This window comes from Streptomyces sp. JK94, assembly GCF_053613315.1.
The window spans coordinates 200,198-219,864 of sequence record NZ_JBSICH010000006.1; the positions used below are offsets into that span (position 1 = coordinate 200,198).

A 19,667-nucleotide genomic window follows, 5' to 3' on the forward strand; every position below is an offset into this window, starting at 1 on the left:
GTGCCGTGTCGGCAGTCCCTAAACTCGGCTTGTTTCAAGGAGGGAGCCTCAATCGTGCGCAAGGTGCTCATCGCCAATCGTGGCGAAATCGCTGTCCGCGTGGCCCGGGCCTGCCGGGACGCCGGGATCGCGAGCGTGGCCGTCTACGCGGACCCGGACCGGGACGCTCTGCATGTCCGCGCCGCTGATGAGGCGTTCGCCCTGGGTGGTGACACCCCCGCCGCCAGCTATCTGGACATCGCCAAAGTCCTGAAGGCAGCGAGCGAGTCGGGCGCGGACGCCATCCACCCCGGGTACGGATTCCTCTCCGAGAACGCCGAGTTCGCGCAGGCGGTCCTGGACGCGGGTCTGACCTGGATCGGTCCGCCCCCGCAGGCCATCCGCGACCTGGGCGACAAGGTCGCCGCCCGTCACATCGCCCAGCGGGCCGGCGCCCCCCTCGTCGCGGGCACCCCCGACCCGGTCTCGGGTGCGGACGAGGTCGTCGCCTTCGCGGAGGAACACGGCCTGCCCATCGCGATCAAGGCCGCCTTCGGCGGCGGCGGACGCGGCCTCAAGGTCGCCCGCACCCTGGACGAGGTCCCCGAGCTGTACGACTCCGCCGTCCGCGAGGCCGTCGCCGCCTTCGGCCGCGGCGAGTGCTTCGTCGAGCGCTACCTCGACAAGCCCCGCCACGTGGAGACCCAGTGTCTGGCCGACACCCACGGCAACGTGGTCGTCGTCTCCACCCGTGACTGCTCCCTGCAGCGCCGCCACCAGAAACTGGTCGAGGAGGCCCCCGCCCCCTTCCTCTCCCAGGCCCAGCTCGACGAGCTGTACGCCTCCTCCAAGGCCATCCTCAAGGAAGCCGGCTACGTCGGCGCCGGCACCGTGGAGTTCCTCGTCGGCCTCGACGGCACGATCTCCTTCCTGGAGGTCAACACCCGCCTCCAGGTCGAACACCCGGTCACCGAGGAAGTCGCCGGCATCGACCTGGTCCGCGAGATGTTCCGCATCGCCGACGGCGAGGAACTCGGCTACGACGACCCCGAGCTGCGCGGCCACTCCTTCGAGTTCCGCATCAACGGCGAGGACCCCGGCCGCGGCTTCCTCCCCGCCCCCGGCACCGTCACCACCTTCCACCCGCCCACCGGCCCCGGCGTCCGCCTCGACGCCGGCGTCGAGTCCGGCTCCGTGATCGGCCCGGCCTGGGACTCCCTGCTCGCCAAGCTGATCGTCACCGGCCGCACCCGCAAGGAAGCTCTCCAGCGCGCCGCCCGCGCCCTGGAGGAATTCACCGTCGAGGGCATGGCCACCGCCCTCCCCTTCCACCGCGCGGTCGTCACCGACCCGGCCTTCGCCCCCGAACTGACCGGCACGACCGACCCCTTCACGGTCCACACCCGCTGGATCGAAACGGAGTTCGTCAACGACATCAGGCCCTTCACCGCCCTCGCCGACACCGACACCGACGAGGACACCGGCCGCGAGACCGTCGTCGTCGAGGTCGGCGGCAAGCGCCTGGAGGTCTCCCTCCCCTCCTCGCTGGGCATGTCCCTGGCCCGCACCGGCCTCGCGGCCGGCGCCAAACCCAAACGCCGCGCGGCCAAGAAGTCCGGCCCCGCCGCCTCCGGCGACACCCTCGCCTCCCCCATGCAGGGCACCATCGTCAAGATCGCCGTGGAAGAAGGCCAGCAAGTCCAGGAGGGCGACCTGATCGTCGTCCTGGAGGCCATGAAGATGGAACAGCCCCTCAACGCCCACAAATCCGGCACCGTCAAGGGCCTCGACGCCACCGTCGGCGCCTCGGTCACCTCCGGCGCGCCCCTCTGCGAGATCAAGGACTGAGCGCCGGTACGACACGACGGGGGCGCCCGGCGGACCGCTTCACCCGGTCCGCCGGGCGCCCCGTTTCCGGCGCCGCGGCGCGACGGACCGTGCGGCGGCTCAGCGTCGGCGCAGATCCGCGACCCGAGCCCGCTCCGCGCCGGGGTTCTGCTCGCCCAGGGCCGCGGCCGACCGCAGTCCCGTTCCGGTGCCCGGGACCTGACGGCGTGGCCCCGGGAGCGGCACGTCCCGGCGCTGCTGACGCGCCGGGGCGGACTCACCCCCCGCGGGGGCCCCGGAGCCGCCCGTCGCGCCCTTCGACGCCCCCGCCACCGCGATCTGCACGCCCTGGTCGGCCAGCGCCTGCAGCTCGGTGCCGGCGCGGTCGTCGTGGGCGGGCGGCTCGTCGGTCACCAGGCGGGTGACGACGTCCGTGGGCACGGTCTGGAACATGGTGTCCGTGCCCAGCTTGGAGTGGTCGGCGAGGACGACGACCTCGGCGGCGGCCTGCACCAGCGCACGGTCGACCGACGCCGACAGCATGTTGGACGTGGACAGCCCCCGCTCCGCCGTCAGCCCGCTCCCGGACAGGAAGGCCTTGGACACCCGCAGCCCCTGGAGGGACTGTTCGGCCCCCGACCCGACCAGGGCGTAGTTGGACCCGCGGAGCGTGCCGCCGGTCATCACCACCTCGACCCGGTTGGCGTGGGCGAGGGCCTGGGCCACCAGCAGCGAGTTGGTGACGACGGTCAGTCCGGGCACCCGCGCGAGCCGGCGCGCCAGCTCCTGCGTGGTGGTCCCCGCCCCGACCACGATGGCCTCGCCCTCTTCGACGAAGCCCGCGGCGAGGTCGGCGATGGCCGTCTTCTCGGCGGTCGCGAGATGGGACTTCTGCGGGAAGCCGGACTCTCGCGTGAACCCGCCCGGCAGTACCGCACCGCCGTGCCGGCGGTCGAGGAGTCCTTCTGCCTCCAGTGCCCGCACGTCCCGCCGTACGGTCACTTCTGAGGTCTGGACGACGCGGGCGAGCTCACGGAGCGACACGGCCCCGTTCGCTCGCACCATTTCGAGGATCAATTGGCGACGTTCTGCAGCGAACACGAAACTGACAGTAACCCCAGCGACCGTCTGCTTTCAGCAGTATGCGCCGAATAACAGAAGTTGTTCGCATGGTGGACCTGGAAGTGGTATACGCGCCTACCCCGCCCGCCCATGCCACCCGCACGCTCCGCGACACTCCGTGACCGGCGGGCCGGCCTCCGGCCGTGCGGACGGCAAGGCGCCTGCCGCACACCGCACTTGGCTCCCCGCCGGACGACGCGCCCGGACGACGCGCTACGCGTCCCCGGCGGCCTTCCGGGTCTGCAGCTGCCGGGCCACCTCCGCGATCGATCCCGAGAGGGAGGGGTACACGGTGAAGGCGTTCGCGATCTGTTCGACCGTCAGGTTGTTGTCGACCGCGATCGAGATGGGGTGGATGAGTTCCGAGGCGCGCGGCGCCACGACCACACCGCCCACCACGATCTCGGTACCGGGCCGGCAGAAGATCTTGACGAAACCGTCCCGGATGCCCTGCATCTTGGCGCGCGGGTTGCGCAGCAGCGGCAGCTTCACCACGCGGGCGTCGATCCTGCCGCCGTCGACGTCGGCCTGCGAGTACCCGACGGTGGCGATCTCGGGGTCGGTGAAGACGTTGGCGGAGACGGTCTTCAGGTTGAGCGGGGTGACCGCGTCCCCGAGGAAGTGGTACATGGCGATCCGCCCCTGCATCGCGGCCACCGAGGCGAGCGCGAAGACGCCGGTGACGTCACCGGCGGCGTACACGCCGGGAGCCGAGGTCCGCGAGACGCGGTCGGTACGGATGTGCCCGGAGTCCTTGAGCTTGACCCCGGCCTCCTCGAGCCCCATGCCCTCGGTGTTGGGGATGGCGCCGACGGCCATCAGGCAGTGCGACCCGGTGATGACCCGTCCGTCCGACAGGGTGACCTCGACCCGGTCCCCCACCCGTTTGGCGGACTCGGCCCGGGACCGCGACATCACGTTCATGCCGCGCCGCCGGAAGACGTCCTCCAGCACGGCGGCGGCGTCGGGGTCCTCGCCGGGCAGCACCCGGTCCCGCGACGACACGAGCGTGACCTTGGAGCCGAGGGCCTGGTAGGCGCCGGCGAACTCGGCACCGGTGACACCGGAGCCGACGACGATGAGCTCCTCGGGCAGCTCGTCGAGGTCGTACACCTGGGTCCAGTTCAGGATGCGCTCGCCGTCGGGCCGGGCGTCGGGCAGCTCGCGGGGGTGGCCGCCGGTGGCGATGAGCACCGCGTCCGCGGTGAGCGTCTCCTCGCTCCCGTCGGCGGCGCGCACCACGACCTTGCGCGACCCGTCGAGACCCTGCATGCCCTCCAGGCGCCCGCGCCCGCGCATGACCCGCGCGCCCGCCCGCGTCACGGAGGCGGTGATGTCGTGCGACTGGGCCAGGGCGAGCCGCTTCACCCGCCGGTTGACCTTCCCCAGGTCGACCCCCACCACCCGGGCGGCCTGCTCCATGGGCGGGGTGTCGTCGGCGACGATGATCCCCAGTTCCTCGTACGACGAGTCGAAGGTGGTCATCACCTCGGCCGTGGCGATCAGAGTCTTGGACGGCACGCAGTCGGTCAGCACCGACGCCCCGCCCAGGCCGTCGCTGTCGACGACGGTCACCTCCGCGCCGAGCTGAGCGGCCGCCAGCGCCGCTTCGTATCCGCCGGGTCCGCCACCAATGATCACGATCCGAGTCACGTACTCCATTGTCCCGCACCCTTCAACGGAAGGCCGTCCGGGGGCACACCTGTTACACGAGTGACGCCCGCACCGCTGCCGTACCCTCTCCCCATGTCGCTCTACGCCGCTTATGCCGGCAACCTCGACGCGCGGTTGATGACCCGCCGCGCCCCGCACTCGCCGCTGCGCGCCACCGGCTGGCTGAACGGGTGGCGGCTGACCTTCGGGGGCGAGCACATGGGCTGGGAGGGGGCGCTCGCGACCCTCGTCGAGGATCCGGTGTCGCAGGTCTTCGTCTCCCTCTACGACGTCGCCCCGATGGACGAGGACTCACTGGACCGCTGGGAGGGCGTGGGCATGGACATATACCGCCGCGCCCGCGTCCGCGTCCACACCCTGGAGGGCGAGGAGCAGGCGTGGACGTACGTGCTGAACGCCTACGAGGGCGGTCTGCCCTCCGCCCGCTACCTGGGCGAGGTGGCGGACGCGGCCGAGTCGGCCGGCGCCCCTCACGACTACGTCATGGAACTCCGCAAGCGCCCCTGCTGATCCGCTCCCGCCGAACCGCCCTCGTCAGAAACAACAAAACAACAATCGCCATCCCGTGAGCTCCGTCATCTACGCGCGTAGGCGTAAACCGGCTACCCTCTTCGGCGTGAACGCATCTCTTCTTCCGGACGACATCCAGGGCGCCACCCCAGTAGACCCGAGGGCCGCCGCCGACGCCGCCGCGGCCCGCCTGCGCGAACTCACCGGCGCCGAGACCCACGACGTCGCCCTGGTGATGGGCTCCGGCTGGGCACCGGCCGTGGACGCCCTGGGCGCCCCCGAGGCCGATCTCCAGGTCACCGACCTGCCGGGCTTCCCCGCGCCCGCAGTGGAGGGGCACGGCGGCAGAATCCGCTCGTACTCCATCGGCGACAAGCGCGCGCTGGTCTTCCTGGGCCGCACCCACTACTACGAGGGCCACGGCGTGGCCGCCGTCTCGCACGGCGTCCGCACGGCGGTGGCCGCCGGCGCCAAGACGGTCGTCCTGACCAACGGCTGCGGCGGCCTGCGCGAGGGCATGCGCCCCGGCCGGCCGGTCCTGATCAGCGACCACATCAACCTCACCGCCACCTCCCCCATCGTCGGCGCGAACTTCGTCGACCTCACCGACCTCTACTCCCCGCGCCTGCGCGCCCTGTGCAAGGAGGTCGACCCCACGCTGGAGGAGGGCGTCTACGCCCAGTTCCCCGGCCCGCACTACGAGACGCCGGCCGAGATCCGCATGGCCCGTGTGATCGGGGCGGACCTGGTGGGCATGTCGACGGTCCTGGAGGCGATCGCCGCCCGCGAGGCCGGCGCGGAGGTCCTGGGCATCTCCCTGGTGACCAACCTCGCGGCCGGCATGACGGGCGAGCCCCTCAACCACGAGGAGGTCCTCCAGGCGGGCCGCGACTCCGCGGCGCGGATGGGCGCGCTGCTGACGCAGGTGCTCGGGAAGCTGTAGCCGCAGGCTCCTCGTCGTCCGCGGGTCGGCGGGGTGCGGTCCGGGGGCGTACGACGCGCCACCGGTGCCGGCCGGGCGTCTCCCCCGCCCTTCAGGGGGCCGCCGCCGCCCGGTCGTACCGCTTCGTCTCCCGGACGGTCCGAACGGGGCGGCGCGCCCGCGGGCCACGCCCGCGGACGGCCGCGGGCGGCGCGAGGGGCCTGTGGCGGGGCCCTCCCGGGGGCCGACACCGGCCCGGCCCGGCCCCGCACCCGACGCCCACCTCCACGGGGCGCGGGCCGCAGGCACGGGACAGGTACAAGAACCGAGCGCGGACCGCGGGCACGGGCACGGACACAGGCAGGCGCCCGCGCACTGCCCACAGGCCTCCGCCGGCACCCCGCCCCACACCACCGCCACAAGCCGCCACCCCGCACCCCGCACCCCGCACCCCGCCAGACCACCACCGCCACGGACGGCCGCCACCGGCACCCGCACAGACCGGCACGGGGGCCGCCACCGGCACCCCGCACAGACCGACACACGAGAGGCTGACCGACGTGCACGACGACCTCCTCGCACGGGCCAGGGCATGGCTGGCCGAGGACCCCGACCCGGACACCCGCGCGGAACTCGCCGGGCTCATCGACGCCGGGGACCACGCCGAGCTGACCGCCCGCTTCTCCGGCACCCTCCAGTTCGGCACCGCCGGCCTGCGGGGCGAACTCGGCGCCGGCCCGATGCGCATGAACCGCTCCGTCGTCATCCGGGCCGCCGCCGGCCTCGCCGCGTACCTGAAGCGGCAGGGCCACGCCGACGGCCTCGTCGTCGTCGGTTACGACGCCCGGCACAAGTCCGCCGACTTCGCCCGCGACACCGCCGCGGTGATGACCGGCGCCGGTCTGAAGGCGGCCGTCCTCCCCCGGCCCCTCCCCACCCCCGTCCTCGCCTTCGCCATACGGCACCTCGGCGCCGTGGCGGGCGTGGAGGTCACCGCCAGCCACAACCCGCCCCGCGACAACGGCTACAAGGTGTACCTGGGCGACGGCTCCCAGATCGTGCCCCCCGCCGACGCCGGTATCGCCGCGGAGATCGACGCCGTACACGCGCTGGACGACGTCCCCCGGCCCGCCACCGGCTGGCGGACCCTGGACGACTCCGTCCTGGAGGCCTACCTCGCCCGTACGGACGCGGTCCTCTCCGCGGGCTCCCCCCGCACCGCCCGCACCGTCTACACGGCGATGCACGGCGTGGGCAAGGACACCCTCCTCGCCGCCTTCGCCCGAGCGGGCTTCCCGGAGCCCGTCCTCGTCACGGAGCAGGCGGACCCCGACCCCGACTTCCCGACCGTCGCCTTCCCCAACCCGGAAGAGCCCGGCGCGATGGACCTCGCCTTCGCGAAGGCCCGCGAGACCGGCCCCAGCCTGGTCATCGCCAACGACCCGGACGCGGACCGCTGCGCGGTGGCCGTCCCCGCCGGCGGCGACTGGCGCATGCTCCGCGGCGACGAGGTCGGCGCCCTCCTCGCCGCGCACCTGGTCGCCCGCGGAGCACAGGGCACGTTCGCCGAGTCGATCGTCTCCTCCTCCCTCCTCGGCCGCATCGCCGGGAAGGCGAAGCTCCCGTACGAGGAAACTCTCACCGGCTTCAAGTGGATCGCCCGCGTCGAGGGTTTGCGCTACGGCTACGAGGAAGCCCTCGGCTACTGCGTCGACCCGGAGGGCGTCCGCGACAAGGACGGCATCACCGCGGCCCTCCTCATCGCGGAACTCGCCTCCGTCCTCGAACAGGAGGGCCGTACGCTGCTCGACCTCCTCGACGACCTGGCCGTCGAGCACGGCCTGCACGCCACCGACCAGCTCTCGGTCCGCGTCGAGGACCTCTCCGTCATCGCCGCCGCGATGCACCGGCTGCGCGAGCGGCCCCCGACCCGCCTCGCGGGCCTGCCGGTCACGGGCGCGGAGGACCTCACCCGGGGCACGGACACGCTTCCGCCCACGGACGGGCTGCGCTACACGCTCGACGGCGCCCGTGTGATCGTCCGCCCGAGCGGCACGGAGCCCAAGCTGAAGTGCTACCTGGAGGTGGTCGTCCCGGTCGCGACGCACTCCGGCCTCCCCGAGGCGCGGGCCAGGGCGAACGACCTGCTGGCGGCGCTCAAGCGGGACCTGTCGGCCGCGGCGGGCATCTGACCCGGGGCGGCACCCGGCCCCCGCGGGACCGGCCGTCACCCAACGGCACCCGGGCCTCGCGGGACCGGGACCGGACGTCGCCCGGCCCGCCAGGGGCGCTCCCGCCCGGGGGCACCCCATCGGGTGATTTCCCGCCTCCTGTTGACCCACCCTCCCCCTACGCGGCCTCCCTGCGGGCAACGGTGGACCGGAAACCGCACCGCCGAGAGCCACCAGGGAGCCGCCGTGTCCTCGACCGCGCCCAAGACCACCGCCGGCGGACACATCCCCGGCACCCGGCGCCCCCGGCCGGCCGCCGCCACCGCCCCGCCCCCACAGGGTGACGCCCGCGACCGCGCCCGCGCGCACGCCCGGCGCCTCCTGCGGGCCGCACACCACGCCGCCCCGGCCCTCGGCGCCTATCTCGCCGTACGCCTCACGGGTCTGCTGGTGCTCGCCGTCTGGGCACCGCGCCGGCACCAGGACCTCTGGGTGAACCTGGCCGCCCAGTGGGACTCGGACTGGTACCTCGGCATCGCCGAGCACGGCTACACCCACGAGCTCGGCACCACCCCCAACGCCAACAACCTGGCGTTCTTCCCGCTCTACCCGGTGCTGGTGAAGGCGGTGGCGGTCCTCACCCCGGGAAGCCGCGCCTCCACGGGCCTCGGCCTCGCGGTCGTCGCCTCGTTCGTCGCGGCGTGGGGCGTCTTCGCGGTGGGCGACCGCCTGCACGGCCGCCGCGTCGGCGTGCTCCTCGCCACGCTGTGGGCGGCGTTCCCGGTCGGCGCGGTGCAGTGGATGGGGTACACCGAGTCCCTGTTCACGGCCTGCGCGGCCTGGTCGCTGTACGCGGTGCTGACGGAACGCTGGCTGTGGGCGGCCGGCTTCGCCTCGCTGGCGGGGCTGACCCGCCCGACCGGCATCGCGGTGGCGGCGGCGGTCACCGTGACGGCGCTGCTGCACCTCGCCCGCCACCGCAGGCTCGCCCCCCGCGTCCTGGCGGCAGCCGCCCTGGCACCGCTCGGCTGGTGCGCGTACCTCGCCTGGGTGGGCCTGCGGCTGGGCCGCTGGGACGGCTACTTCGCCGTACAACGGCTCTGGTACAACGAGCTGGACGGCGGTGTGCGGACGCTGCACCAGATCCGGTGGCTGCTGTGGCGTGATCCGACACCGCAGCTGTTCCTGGTGATGGTGACGCTCACGCTGATCGGCGCGGTGGTCCTGTTCGGTCTGTCCGCGGCGGACCGCCAGCCCGCCGCGCTGCTGGTCTTCACGGGCGTCATGCTGGCGATCGTCCTGGGCAGCGGAGGCGTCTACTTCCCGCGGGCGCGCTTCCTGCTCCCCGCCTTCCCGCTGCTGCTGCCGCTGGTCCTGCACCTGTCCCGCGCCTCCCGGCGGCACCGTGCGCTGGTACTGACGGCGGCGGTGCTGGGTTCGACGTACTGCGGGGCGTACATGCTCGTGGTCTGGTCCGCGGCGCCGTGACACCCGCCGGCCACGGCCGCCCGGGCGTCGTCCGTCCCGTCCCGGGGGCCGGGCGTCCGCCCGCCCGGGACGGGACGGACCCGGGCCGGCCCACCGGCCGCCGCACGGCCCGCGCCGTCGGCCCCGTCAGCCCGCCCTCGTCAGCCCGCCCTCGTCAGTCCGTCCCCGTCAGCCCGCCCCCAGCAGCCGATCCTCAGCCGGTCCCCCTCAGCCCGTCCCCAGCAGCACCGCGAGCAGCACCGCCCCGGCCGCCGCCGGCGCGACCACCTCGTAGGCCCACCGCACGGTCACCTCGCCCTGCGCGGTGTCGGCCGCCTTCCGCGCCTCCAGCAGCTCGCGCAGCTCGTCCATGATCTTGTCGGTCTCCGCCCGCACCGGCCCGTCCGCCTCGACGGCGGCGGAACCGGCACCACCGCCCCGCGTACCGAACTGGCCATGACCGCCGAGCACACTCCCGCGCCCCCGGCCGCCTCCGGCGGCCCGCCGGTCCTCCCGTCGCGCGGCCTTCTTGCGGGCGCGCAGCGAGACCGGAACGGCCCACAGCTGGTACTTGTCGCCCGACCCGGTGGCGACCTCGTTGGAGTAGCCGGACCGGAAGGAGGCGACCTGCCCCCAGGGCAGCACGATCACCCGGAAGGGATTGCGCACGCGCAGCCGGTCGTCGCCCGCGAAGACGGCGGGCCGCACGGTGTAGGCGGCGATGAGCGGCACGAGGAAGAGCAGTGCCGCGAGCGCCGTCCAGGGCGTGCGTCCGTCGCCCGCGACCACGGCGTCGATGCCGAGCCACAGGGCGAGGGCGAGCAACAGGACGCCGCCGGCGAGGCCCGCGGGCGAGCGGTAGATCCGGTCCTTGGACACGGGTACCGGCGGCTGCGGCGGTGGTGACTGGGGCTCCGGGGTCGTCATGGTGCCGATTGTGCCCGACGGTGCGGGCGGCGCTCATGGGTGGTGCCGCTCCGCGGAACGAGCGCGCGGGGCTGTACAGCCGCTACGCGCGTAGATATGCTCGCCTGGTGACCATGCCCACCACTGCATCCGCCGCACACGGACTCGCCGACGTCACCGCGTCCGACAGCACGCTGCGCCGCTTCCTCCACGGGCTGCCCGGCGTCGACACGGTCGGCCTGGAGGCGCGCGCCGCCTCGCTCGGCACCCGTTCCATCAAGACCACCGCGAAGGCGTACGCCATCGACCTCGCCATCTCGATGGTCGACCTGACGACGCTGGAAGGCGCGGACACCCCGGGCAAGGTCCGGGCGCTCGGCGCGAAGGCGGTCCGCCCCGACCCGACCGACCGCACGGCCCCCGCCACGGCGGCCGTCTGCGTCTACCCCGACATGGTGCCCGCCGCCAAGGAGGCCGTCGCCGGCTCCGCGGTGAAGGTCGCCTCCGTCGCCACCGCGTTCCCGGCGGGCCGCGCCTCGCTCGCGGTCAAGCTGGCCGACGTGCGCGAGGCCGTGACGGCGGGCGCGGACGAGGTCGACATGGTCATCGACCGCGGGGCGTTCCTCGCGGGGCACTACATGAAGGTGTACGACGAGATCGTCGCCGTGCGGGAGGCCTGCGGGACGAGCGCCCGCCTGAAGGTCATCTTCGAGACCGGCGAGCTGTCGACGTACGACAACATCCGCCGCGCGAGCTGGCTCGGCATGCTGGCGGGCGCCGACTTCATCAAGACGTCCACCGGCAAGGTCGCGGTCAACGCGACCCCGTCCAACACCCTCCTGATGCTGGAGGCGGTGCGCGACTTCCGCGCGCAGACCGGCGTCCAGGTCGGGGTGAAGCCGGCCGGCGGCATCCGCACCACCAAGGACGCGATCAAGTTCCTCGTCCTGGTCAACGAGACCGCGGGCGGGGACTGGCTGGACAACCACTGGTTCCGCTTCGGCGCCTCCTCGCTCCTGAACGACCTGCTGATGCAGCGTCAGAAGCTGGCCACCGGCCGTTACTCCGGCCCCGACTACGTGACGGTGGACTGATCACCATGGCATCCGCATCCGCATTCGAGTACGCACCGGCACCCGAGTCCCGCTCGGTCGTCGACATCGCCGCGTCCTACGGCCTGTTCATCGACGGCGAGTTCACGGAGGCCGCCGAGGGCAAGGTCTTCAAGACGGTCTCGCCGTCCACCGAGGAGGTCCTCTCCGAGGTCGCCGAGGCCGGCGAGGCGGACGTCGACCGGGCGGTCGGGGCCGCCCGCAAGGCGTTCGAGAAGTGGTCCGCGCTCCCGGGCTCGGAGCGCGCCAAGTACCTCTTCCGCATCGCCCGCATCATCCAGGAGCGCAGCCGCGAGCTGGCCGTCCTCGAGACCCTCGACAACGGCAAGCCGATCAGGGAGACCCGCGACGCGGACCTCCCCCTGGTCGCCGCGCACTTCTTCTACCACGCGGGCTGGGCCGACAAGCTCGACCACGCCGGCTACGGCCCGAACCCGCGCCCCCTCGGCGTCGCGGGCCAGGTCATCCCATGGAACTTCCCCCTCCTGATGCTGGCGTGGAAGATCGCCCCGGCGCTCGCGACCGGCAACACGGTGGTCCTCAAGCCCGCCGAGACGACCCCCCTGTCCGCCCTCTTCTTCGCGGACATCTGCCGTCAGGCCGGCCTGCCCAAGGGCGTCGTCAACATCATCACCGGCGACGGCCGCGCGGGCGCCGCGCTGACCGCCCACCCCGACGTGAACAAGGTCGCCTTCACCGGCTCCACGGCCGTCGGCAAGCAGATCGCCCGCACGGTCGCGGGCACCCGCAAGAAGCTCACCCTGGAGCTGGGCGGCAAGGGCGCCAACATCGTCTTCGACGACGCCCCCCTCGACCAGGCCGTCGAGGGCATCGTCAACGGCATCTTCTTCAACCAGGGCCAGGTCTGCTGCGCGGGCTCCCGCCTGCTGGTCCAGGAGTCGGTCCACGACGAGCTGCTGGACTCGCTCAAGCGCCGCCTGACCACCCTCCGCCTGGGCGACCCGCTGGACAAGAACACCGACATCGGCGCGATCAACTCCGCCGAGCAGTTGGCCCGGATCACCGCGCTGGCCGACCAGGGCGAGGCGGAGGGCGCCGAGCGCTGGTCCCCGGCCTGCGAACTGCCCACCTCCGGGTACTGGTTCGCGCCGACGCTCTTCACGAACGTCACCCAGGCGCACACCGTCGCCCGCGACGAGATCTTCGGCCCGGTGCTGTCGGTGCTGACCTTCCGTACGCCCGACGAGGCCGTCGCCAAGGCCAACAACACCCCGTACGGTCTGTCGGCGGGCATCTGGACGGAGAAGGGCTCGCGCATCCTGGCGGTCGCGAACAAGCTCCGTGCGGGCGTCATCTGGTCCAACACGTTCAACAAGTTCGATCCGACCTCGCCGTTCGGCGGCTACAAGGAGTCGGGCTTCGGCCGCGAGGGCGGCCGCCACGGCCTGGAGGCGTACCTCGATGTCTGACGCACGACTGTCCGTCTTCAAGACCTACAAGCTGTACGTCGGCGGGAAGTTCCCGCGTTCCGAGAGCGGCCGGGTGTACGAGGTGACCGACGCAAAGGGCAAGTGGCTGGCGAACGCCCCGCTCTCGTCCCGCAAGGACGCCCGTGACGCGGTGGCCGCCGCCCGCAAGGCGTTCGGCGGCTGGTCCGGTGCGACGGCGTACAACCGCGGCCAGATCCTGTACCGCGTCGCGGAGATGCTCGAGGGCCGGCGCGACCAGTACGTCGCGGAGGTGGCCGAGGCCGAGGGCCTGTCGAAGTCCAGGGCGGGCCTCCAGGTGGACGCGGCGATCGACCGCTGGGTCTGGTACGCGGGCTGGACCGACAAGATCGCCCAGGTGGTCGGCGGCGGCAACCCGGTCGCGGGCCCCTTCTTCAACCTGTCCTCCCCGGAGCCGACGGGCGTGGTCGCCGTCCTCGCCCCGCAGGAGTCGTCCTTGCTGGGCCTGGTCTCGGTCGTCGCCCCGGTCATCGCCACCGGTAACACGGCGGTCGTGATCGCGAGCGAGAAGTCCCCGCTGCCGGCCCTCTCCCTCGGCGAGGTACTGGCCACCTCCGACCTCCCCGGCGGCGTGGTCAACATCCTGTCCGGCCGTACGGCGGAGATCGCCGCGCCGCTCGCCGCGCACCAGGACGTCAACGCGATCGACCTCGCGGGAGCCGGCGAGGCGCTGGCGAAGGAACTGGAGATCGCGGCTGCGGACAACCTGAAGCGGGTTCTTCGCCCACAGCCTGTGGACGACGCGGGCTGGTCGGCGACGCCGGGGCTCGACCGCATGACGGCGTTCCTGGAGACCAAGACGGTCTGGCACCCGACGGGCGCGCTCGGCGCGTCCGGCTCGTCGTACTGAGGTATCCGAGGCACCCGAGGCACCACCGCACCGCGGGCACCCACGGGCGAGCCGCGTCTTCCCCCCGTCCGGGGAAGGCGCGGCTCTTCGCGTGCCGGAGACGGACGTCCCTCAGCGCAGCAGCTCCGTCGCCTGCCCCACCACCGGCACACCGCCGAGGGACTGCGCCTGCGCGACCGGTCCGGTCAGGGCCGTCGAGGCCAGCGGCTGGAAGTCGGCGACCTTCGTGCCGACGCCGTTGTCGAGAGGGTCGACGCCGGTGCCGGCCAGCGGGTTGGGCTTGAGGTCCGCGACCGGACCGGCGACGAAACCGACCGTGCCGGTCACCGCCTGGAGGCCCGCCTGCGGGTCGATGTTGCCCAGCGAGGTGGGGCGGGTGTGGGCCAGGCCGGCGATCGTCTCGCCGCCGTCCGCGGAGGCCGTCGCGGCGCCTGCCGACAGGGCCGCCCCGGCGGTCGCGAGGGCGACCAGGGCGCGCTGGGCGTGCGGGATGCGGGGGGACGCGTGTCGGGCCATCGCTGCTGCCACCTCTTCGTGTGAGTTGCTACGGACTACGGTGCTAACCGTGCGGACGGTGATCAGGTCACCGCGCACCGTGTCCGACGTGTGACGCCCGCTGCAAAGTGGCCCCGCGGGGTCGTCCGACGGCCCGTCGATGCCGCAGACTGGTCTCCCGTGAACTCTCATCCGCCCCTGCCGACGCGAGTCGTGCTGCTCTGCGGCCCTTCCGGCTCCGGCAAGTCCCTCCTCGCCGCCCACGCCGGCCTCCCGGTGCTGCGCCTCGACGACTTCTACAAGGAGGGCACCGACCCGACGCTGCCGCTGGTGCCGCTGAGTTCCGACATCGACTGGGACCATCCCGGCTCGTGGGACGCGGACGCCGCCGTCGCCGCCATCACGGAGCTGTGCCGCGCGGGCCGTACGCAGGTGCCCGTCTACGACCTCTCGCTCAGCGCGCGCACCGGCGAGGCGGCGGTCGACATCGGGCGGGCCACGCTGTTCCTCGCGGAGGGCATCTTCGCCGCCGAACTCGTCTCCCGCTGCCGCGAACTGGGCGTCCTGGCCGACGCGCTCTGTCTGAACCGGGGACCGCTGACCACCTTCCGCCGCCGCTTCCTGCGGGACCTGAGGGAGGGCCGCAAGTCCGTGCCGTTCCTGCTGCGCCGCGGGTGGCGGCTGATGCGGCAGGAACGGTCGGTCGTCGCGCGGCAGACGGCGCTGGGCGCCCACGCCTGCGACCGGGACGAGGCGATGGGCCGGCTGGCGGCCGCCGCGTCGGGACGGTGCGCCACGGCCCGTACGGCCGCCTAGCACGTACCCGCACACGCGAGAGCGGGACTGGACGGACCCCCCCGGTCCTCCAGTCCCGCTCTCTTTGTGCTCCCCCGTGCTCCCCCGTGCTTCCCCCCGCGTCCCCCGTCCCCCCGTTGTTCCCCCGTGGTGCTTCCCCGTGAGTAAGAGCCCGGTGCCCTCCCCCTGATACACCCTGGCTCGTACTTTTTTTCGCGGGCCCCTCGCGGGTCCCTGGTTTCCCCCCGGACCTTCAGGCGACCAGTTCGCCGAAGGCGTCCTCCCGGTCACGGCCGAAGCTGAGGACCTCGTCCTCGCGCAGCCGGCGGAGCGACCGCCAGATGCTGGACTTCACCGTGCCGACACTGATGCCGAGGAGGTCCGCGATCTCCGGGTCGGTGCGGCCCTCGTAGTAACGGAGGACCAGCATCGTGCGCTGGAGTTCGGGCAGCCGGGCCAGCGCCTGCCACAGGACCGTGCGCAGTTCGGTGCCGCGCATCGCGTCCGTGTCACCGGGCGTCTCCGGCAGTTCCTCGGTCGGGTACTCGTTGAGCTTGCGGCGCCGCCAGGCGCTGATGTGCAGGTTGGTCATGGTGCGGCGGAGGTATCCGCCGACCGCCGCCTTGTCGCTGATCCGCTCCCACGCCCGGTAGGTCGAGAACAGCGCGCTCTGCAGCAGGTCCTCGGCCTCGAAGCGGTCGCCGGTGAGGTGGTAGGCGGTGGCGTACAGGGAGGCGCGGCGCTCCCGGACGTAGGCGGTGAACTCCGCCTCCGACAGCGAACGGCGCTCCCCCTCCGCCTCCCCGTACGTGGTCCCCCCGCGCGTCTCCCCCTGACGCGTGTCGACCACCGCCATGTACGCGGTGTGCTGACGACCGGCGGCGCGGGCGCACCCCCGCCCCGCCCCGCGCTCGAACACGCCCGCGCGGGAGGGACCCCCGTCGGCACCGGGCTTCTCGGACCCCCGGTGTGCGTGCACGTCGTGCAGACGCGTGACCACTGCGCTGGTGCTGGTGCCGTGCAGCGTGTTCATCTCGCGCCCCCCGTCGTGGACTTCCGGTGCCCGGCCCGCCGTGCGGCGACGTGCCGTACTGCGTGTTGCCGTGTTGCCTGTGACGAGAAGCCTGTCGCGGTGACTTCATGGCCGTGTCCGCCGACTGTCACAGACCTGTCACAGGGGTCCGTCACGGCTGCCCCACCGTTCCTTCACAGGCTCCGGCGGCGTGGCGGAACACCATCCGGACCCACAGGTCGAACCGCACCCCCTCCATGGGCCAGAATGAGCCCGTGCCTTCCCTGTTGCTGATCGAGGACGACGACGCCATCCGTACGGCCCTGGAGCTCTCCCTGACCCGCCAGGGCCACCGGGTGGCCACCGCTGCCAGCGGTGAGGACGGTCTGAAGCTGCTGCGCGAGCAGCGGCCGGACCTGATCGTGCTGGACGTGATGCTGCCCGGCATCGACGGTTTCGAGGTGTGCCGGCGCATCCGGCGCACCGACCAGCTGCCGATCATCCTGCTGACCGCGCGCAACGACGACATCGACGTGGTCGTCGGTCTCGAGTCGGGCGCCGACGACTACGTGGTCAAACCCGTCCAGGGCCGGGTGCTGGACGCCCGGATCCGGGCCGTGCTGCGGCGCGGCGAGCGGGAGTCCACCGACTCGGCGAGCTTCGGCAGCCTGGTCATCGACCGGTCGGCGATGACCGTGACCAAGAACGGCGAGGACCTCCAGCTCACGCCGACCGAGCTGCGGCTGCTGCTCGAACTGAGCCGGCGCCCCGGACAGGCGCTGTCCCGGCAGCAGTTGCTGCGGCTGGTGTGGGAACACGACTACCTCGGCGACTCGCGGCTGGTGGACGCCTGCGTGCAGCGGCTGCGCGCCAAGGTCGAGGACGTGCCGTCGTCCCCGACGCTGATCCGTACCGTACGGGGTGTCGGTTACCGGCTGGATCCGCCTCAGTGACACGGGAACACCAGGGGGGGTCACGCGGCTGGGCCGCGACGCGCAGGGGAGTCTGGTCCTGGCTGCGCTTCACCAGTCTGCGGCTGCGGCTGGTCCTCGTCTTCGGGCTGGTCGCCCTCACCGCGGCCGTGTCGGCGTCCGGCATCGCGTACTGGCTGAACCGCGAGGCGGTGCTCACCCGCACCCAGGACGCCGTACTGCGCGACTTCGAGCGGGAGATGCAGAACCGCGCGGGTGCGCTCCCCGAACGTCCCTCGCAGGACGAGTTGCAGCACACCGCGGGGCAGATGGCGGGCAGCGGCCAGCAGTTCGGCGTGCTGCTGGTCGCCGAGGACGCCGACGACCGGACCGTGTACGGCAGTTCCGGCGGTCTGGGCGGCTTCGCGCTCTCCGACGTGCCCGAGTCGCTGCGCACGGCGGTGAACAGGGAGCAGAAGGTCACCTCGGCCAACAAGCACCCGTACCACCTGTACTGGCAGCGGATCACCGACGGCGACACCCCCTACCTGGTGGCGGGCACGAAGGTGCTCGGGGGCGGGCCGACCGGCTACATGCTCAAGTCGCTGGAGCCGGAGGCCAAGGACCTGAACTCCCTGGCCTGGTCGCTGGGGATCGCCACCGCACTCGCCCTGCTCGGCTCCGCGCTGCTCGCGCAGGCGCTGGCGACGACCGTGCTGAAGCCGGTGCACCGGCTCGGGGTCGCGGCGCGCCGCCTGGGCGAGGGGAAGCTCGACACCCGGCTGCGCGTGTCCGGCACCGACGAACTGGCCGACCTGTCCCGGACGTTCAACAGCGCCGCCGAGGCCCTGGAGAAGCGGGTCGCGGACATGGCGGGCCGGGAGCAGGCATCACGGCGCTTCGTGGCGGACATGAGCCACGAGCTGCGAACGCCGCTGACGGCGATCACCGCCGTCACGGAGGTGCTGGAGGAGGAGCTGGAGTTCGAGGGCGGCGGCTTCGACCCGATGATCGAACCCGCCGTACGCCTGGTGGTCAGCGAGACCCGCCGGCTGAACGACCTGGTGGAAAACCTGATGGAGGTCACCCGCTTCGACGCGGGCACCGCCCGGCTGGTCCTCGACGACGTCGACGTCGCCGACCAGATCACCGCCTGCATCGACGCCCGCGCCTGGCTGGACGCCGTCGATCTGGACGCCGAGCGCGGCATCCACGCCCGCCTGGACCCGCGCCGCCTCGACGTCATCCTGGCCAACCTGATCGGCAACGCGCTCAAGCACGGCGGGTCGCCGGTGCGGGTGTCCGTGGCACGGGCGGACGACGCGGTGGTCATCCGGGTGCGGGACCACGGGCCCGGCATCCCCGAGGACGTCCTGCCGCACGTCTTCGACCGCTTCTACAAGGCGAGCGCCTCCCGGCCGCGTTCCGAGGGCAGCGGGCTCGGCCTGTCCATCGCCCTGGAGAACGCGCACATCCACGGCGGCGGGATCACGGCCGAGAACTCGGCCGACGGGGGTGCGGTGTTCACGCTGCGGCTGCCGCAGGACCCGTCCTCGCCGGCGGACGACGACGCCGGTGACTCCGGGGGCTCCGGGGGCTCCGGGGGCGGCTCCTCGGGTGACGGGAGCAGGGGCAAGGACGCGAAGGGACGGGTCCGATGACCGTACGCCGCCTGTCGGTACTGCCCGGGCTGGCCGTACTGGCCGCGCTGCTCGCCGGGTGCGGCATCCGCGCCACGGAGGTGCCCACGGACTACGGCCCCGCGCCTTCGCGGGTGCGCTGCTCGCTCGCCGAGCCGGACGTGTCGTCGGCGGCGGCCGGTGTTCCGGTGCGGGTGTTCCTGCTGTGCGGCTCGTCCCTGGTGGCCGTGGACCGGACGGTCCCGGTGCCGGACGGCGCGACGGACTCCGGCCGGCGGGTCCTGGTCGCCCAGGGACTGCTCGACCAGCTCGCGTCGCCGCCGTCGGCCGCGGAGAAGGAGGCGGGGTACACCACGGACGTACGCCGCGGGACGACCGCGGCCGGCCCGCGCCCCGGCGACCCCGAGGACACCCTGCGCCTCGGCACCGCCCCCGGCGACCTCACCTCGTACGCCCTCGCCCAGATCGTCTGCACCTTCTCCGACTCGGCCGCCGCCGAGGGCGACCGTTCCGTCGTCCTGGCCGGCCCGACCGAGCGGCCCGCGCGCCGCTACGTCTGCACCGACGAGGTCCGTGCCCGGCCGGGCAGCAACGAGCCGCCTTCCACGGAGGTCACCGACGGCTGACGCCGGCCGGCGACGCCGAGAGGCGGACGGCGGGCGGCGGGCAGCTTCGGCAGACGACCCGGCGACCGGCAGCAGGCGACTCGGGGACCGGCAGCCGACGACTGACGGCAGACGGCAAACGACCCGGTGGCAGCGGCGCGGTGGCGGGTCGGGGGGGGCCGGCCCGGGGCCATGTGGCG

General features: G+C 73.1%; 17 protein-coding genes. 12 read left to right on the forward strand and 5 right to left on the reverse strand.

What is annotated here, in order from left to right; translation table 11 throughout:
* Window positions 1-54 precede the first annotated feature (54 nt).
* Window positions 55-1,827: an acetyl/propionyl/methylcrotonyl-CoA carboxylase subunit alpha gene (locus tag ACVV2G_RS05780; RefSeq protein ID WP_453841490.1), complete on the forward strand. Its 1,773-nt coding sequence runs from the start codon at window positions 55-57 to the stop codon at window positions 1,825-1,827.
* 99 nt (window positions 1,828-1,926) lie between these two features.
* Here the strand turns inward: ACVV2G_RS05780 and ACVV2G_RS05785 are convergent, their stop codons facing one another.
* A complete protein-coding gene (locus ACVV2G_RS05785; protein WP_453841491.1) occupies window positions 1,927-2,907 on the reverse strand; it encodes a DeoR/GlpR family DNA-binding transcription regulator in 981 nt (326 codons plus the stop codon).
* 234 nt (window positions 2,908-3,141) lie between these two features.
* The gene (locus tag ACVV2G_RS05790) at window positions 3,142-4,590 is read right to left on the reverse strand and encodes an NAD(P)H-quinone dehydrogenase (protein ID WP_453841492.1); all 1,449 of its coding nucleotides are present in this window, start codon (window positions 4,588-4,590) and stop codon (window positions 3,142-3,144) included.
* Window positions 4,591-4,674: 84 nt separating this feature from the next.
* Here ACVV2G_RS05790 and ACVV2G_RS05795 point away from each other — a divergent pair, with 84 nt between their 5' ends.
* From ACVV2G_RS05795 to ACVV2G_RS05810, 4 genes are all read left to right on the forward strand, one after another.
* Window positions 4,675-5,112 carry a gamma-glutamylcyclotransferase family protein gene (locus ACVV2G_RS05795; RefSeq protein ID WP_453841493.1) on the forward strand — a complete coding sequence of 146 codons (438 nt, stop codon included), beginning with the start codon at window positions 4,675-4,677 and terminating at the stop codon, window positions 5,110-5,112.
* A gap of 106 nt (window positions 5,113-5,218) precedes the next feature.
* Entirely contained in the window at window positions 5,219-6,055 is an 837-nt protein-coding gene (locus ACVV2G_RS05800) for a purine-nucleoside phosphorylase (protein ID WP_453841494.1), read from the forward strand.
* Between the two features lie 539 nt (window positions 6,056-6,594).
* Window positions 6,595-8,226 (forward strand): phospho-sugar mutase, encoded by a 1,632-nt coding sequence (locus ACVV2G_RS05805; protein WP_453841495.1) that lies wholly within the window; start codon window positions 6,595-6,597, stop codon window positions 8,224-8,226.
* Between the two features lie 225 nt (window positions 8,227-8,451).
* Entirely contained in the window at window positions 8,452-9,693 is a 1,242-nt protein-coding gene (locus ACVV2G_RS05810; RefSeq protein ID WP_453841496.1) for a hypothetical protein, read from the forward strand.
* A 207-nt stretch (window positions 9,694-9,900) separates the two neighbouring features.
* On the opposite strand, the gene ACVV2G_RS05815 is transcribed toward ACVV2G_RS05810, so the two are convergent.
* Window positions 9,901-10,599, reverse strand: a complete 699-nt coding sequence (locus ACVV2G_RS05815) for a PH domain-containing protein (protein WP_453841497.1) — start codon at window positions 10,597-10,599, stop codon at window positions 9,901-9,903.
* Between the two features lie 113 nt (window positions 10,600-10,712).
* Here ACVV2G_RS05815 and deoC point away from each other — a divergent pair, with 113 nt between their 5' ends.
* Genes deoC through ACVV2G_RS05830 form a run of 3 tightly spaced genes read left to right on the forward strand, consistent with a single transcriptional unit; the run spans window position 10,713 to window position 14,009 of the window.
* A complete protein-coding gene (gene deoC / locus ACVV2G_RS05820; protein WP_453841498.1) occupies window positions 10,713-11,672 on the forward strand; it encodes a deoxyribose-phosphate aldolase in 960 nt (319 codons plus the stop codon).
* A gap of 5 nt (window positions 11,673-11,677) precedes the next feature.
* Window positions 11,678-13,120, forward strand: coding sequence for an aldehyde dehydrogenase family protein (locus tag ACVV2G_RS05825; protein WP_453841499.1), 1,443 nt, complete (start codon window positions 11,678-11,680; stop codon window positions 13,118-13,120).
* Window positions 13,113-14,009, forward strand: a complete 897-nt coding sequence (locus ACVV2G_RS05830) for an aldehyde dehydrogenase family protein (RefSeq protein WP_453841500.1) — start codon at window positions 13,113-13,115, stop codon at window positions 14,007-14,009. Before ACVV2G_RS05825 ends, ACVV2G_RS05830 begins: the two co-directional genes overlap by 8 nt.
* Window positions 14,010-14,120: 111 nt before the next feature.
* On the opposite strand, the gene ACVV2G_RS05835 is transcribed toward ACVV2G_RS05830, so the two are convergent.
* Window positions 14,121-14,525, reverse strand: coding sequence for a hypothetical protein (locus ACVV2G_RS05835; RefSeq protein ID WP_453841501.1), 405 nt, complete (start codon window positions 14,523-14,525; stop codon window positions 14,121-14,123).
* A gap of 192 nt (window positions 14,526-14,717) precedes the next feature.
* Between ACVV2G_RS05835 and ACVV2G_RS05840 the strand changes: the two genes are divergently transcribed.
* Window positions 14,718-15,320: a uridine kinase gene (locus ACVV2G_RS05840; RefSeq protein WP_453841640.1), complete on the forward strand. Its 603-nt coding sequence runs from the start codon at window positions 14,718-14,720 to the stop codon at window positions 15,318-15,320.
* A gap of 232 nt (window positions 15,321-15,552) precedes the next feature.
* On the opposite strand, the gene ACVV2G_RS05845 is transcribed toward ACVV2G_RS05840, so the two are convergent.
* Window positions 15,553-16,332, reverse strand: a complete 780-nt coding sequence (locus ACVV2G_RS05845; RefSeq protein ID WP_453841502.1) for a SigE family RNA polymerase sigma factor — start codon at window positions 16,330-16,332, stop codon at window positions 15,553-15,555.
* 254 nt (window positions 16,333-16,586) lie between these two features.
* Between ACVV2G_RS05845 and afsQ1 the strand changes: the two genes are divergently transcribed.
* The 3 genes from afsQ1 to ACVV2G_RS05860 are packed head-to-tail and all read left to right on the forward strand — an operon-like array spanning window position 16,587 to window position 19,488.
* Window positions 16,587-17,264, forward strand: coding sequence for a two-component system response regulator AfsQ1 (gene afsQ1 / locus ACVV2G_RS05850; RefSeq protein WP_003974066.1), 678 nt, complete (start codon window positions 16,587-16,589; stop codon window positions 17,262-17,264).
* Complete coding sequence (locus ACVV2G_RS05855; protein WP_453841503.1) at window positions 17,261-18,883, forward strand: ATP-binding protein; 1,623 nt, start codon at window positions 17,261-17,263, stop codon at window positions 18,881-18,883. Before afsQ1 ends, ACVV2G_RS05855 begins: the two co-directional genes overlap by 4 nt.
* Window positions 18,880-19,488, forward strand: a complete 609-nt coding sequence (locus tag ACVV2G_RS05860) for a hypothetical protein (protein ID WP_453841504.1) — start codon at window positions 18,880-18,882, stop codon at window positions 19,486-19,488. The genes ACVV2G_RS05855 and ACVV2G_RS05860 overlap by 4 nt, the downstream gene beginning before the upstream one ends.
* Window positions 19,489-19,667: the final 179 nt, after the last annotated feature.

What these genes read in the sequence shown, in the direction of transcription:
- ACVV2G_RS05790 (WP_453841492.1), bottom strand. Translation starts at nt 4,590, where the DNA reads ATGGAGTACGTGACTCGGATCGTGATCATTGGTGGCGGACCCGGCGGA.
- ACVV2G_RS05795 (WP_453841493.1), top strand. Translation starts at nt 4,675, where the DNA reads ATGTCGCTCTACGCCGCTTATGCCGGCAACCTCGACGCGCGGTTGATG.
- ACVV2G_RS05815 (WP_453841497.1), bottom strand. Translation starts at nt 10,599, where the DNA reads ATGACGACCCCGGAGCCCCAGTCACCACCGCCGCAGCCGCCGGTACCC.
- deoC (WP_453841498.1), top strand. Translation starts at nt 10,713, where the DNA reads ATGCCCACCACTGCATCCGCCGCACACGGACTCGCCGACGTCACCGCG.
- ACVV2G_RS05825 (WP_453841499.1), top strand. Translation starts at nt 11,678, where the DNA reads ATGGCATCCGCATCCGCATTCGAGTACGCACCGGCACCCGAGTCCCGC.
- ACVV2G_RS05830 (WP_453841500.1), top strand. Translation starts at nt 13,113, where the DNA reads ATGTCTGACGCACGACTGTCCGTCTTCAAGACCTACAAGCTGTACGTC.
- ACVV2G_RS05835 (WP_453841501.1), bottom strand. Translation starts at nt 14,525, where the DNA reads ATGGCCCGACACGCGTCCCCCCGCATCCCGCACGCCCAGCGCGCCCTG.
- ACVV2G_RS05845 (WP_453841502.1), bottom strand. Translation starts at nt 16,332, where the DNA reads ATGAACACGCTGCACGGCACCAGCACCAGCGCAGTGGTCACGCGTCTG.
- ACVV2G_RS05860 (WP_453841504.1), top strand. Translation starts at nt 18,880, where the DNA reads ATGACCGTACGCCGCCTGTCGGTACTGCCCGGGCTGGCCGTACTGGCC.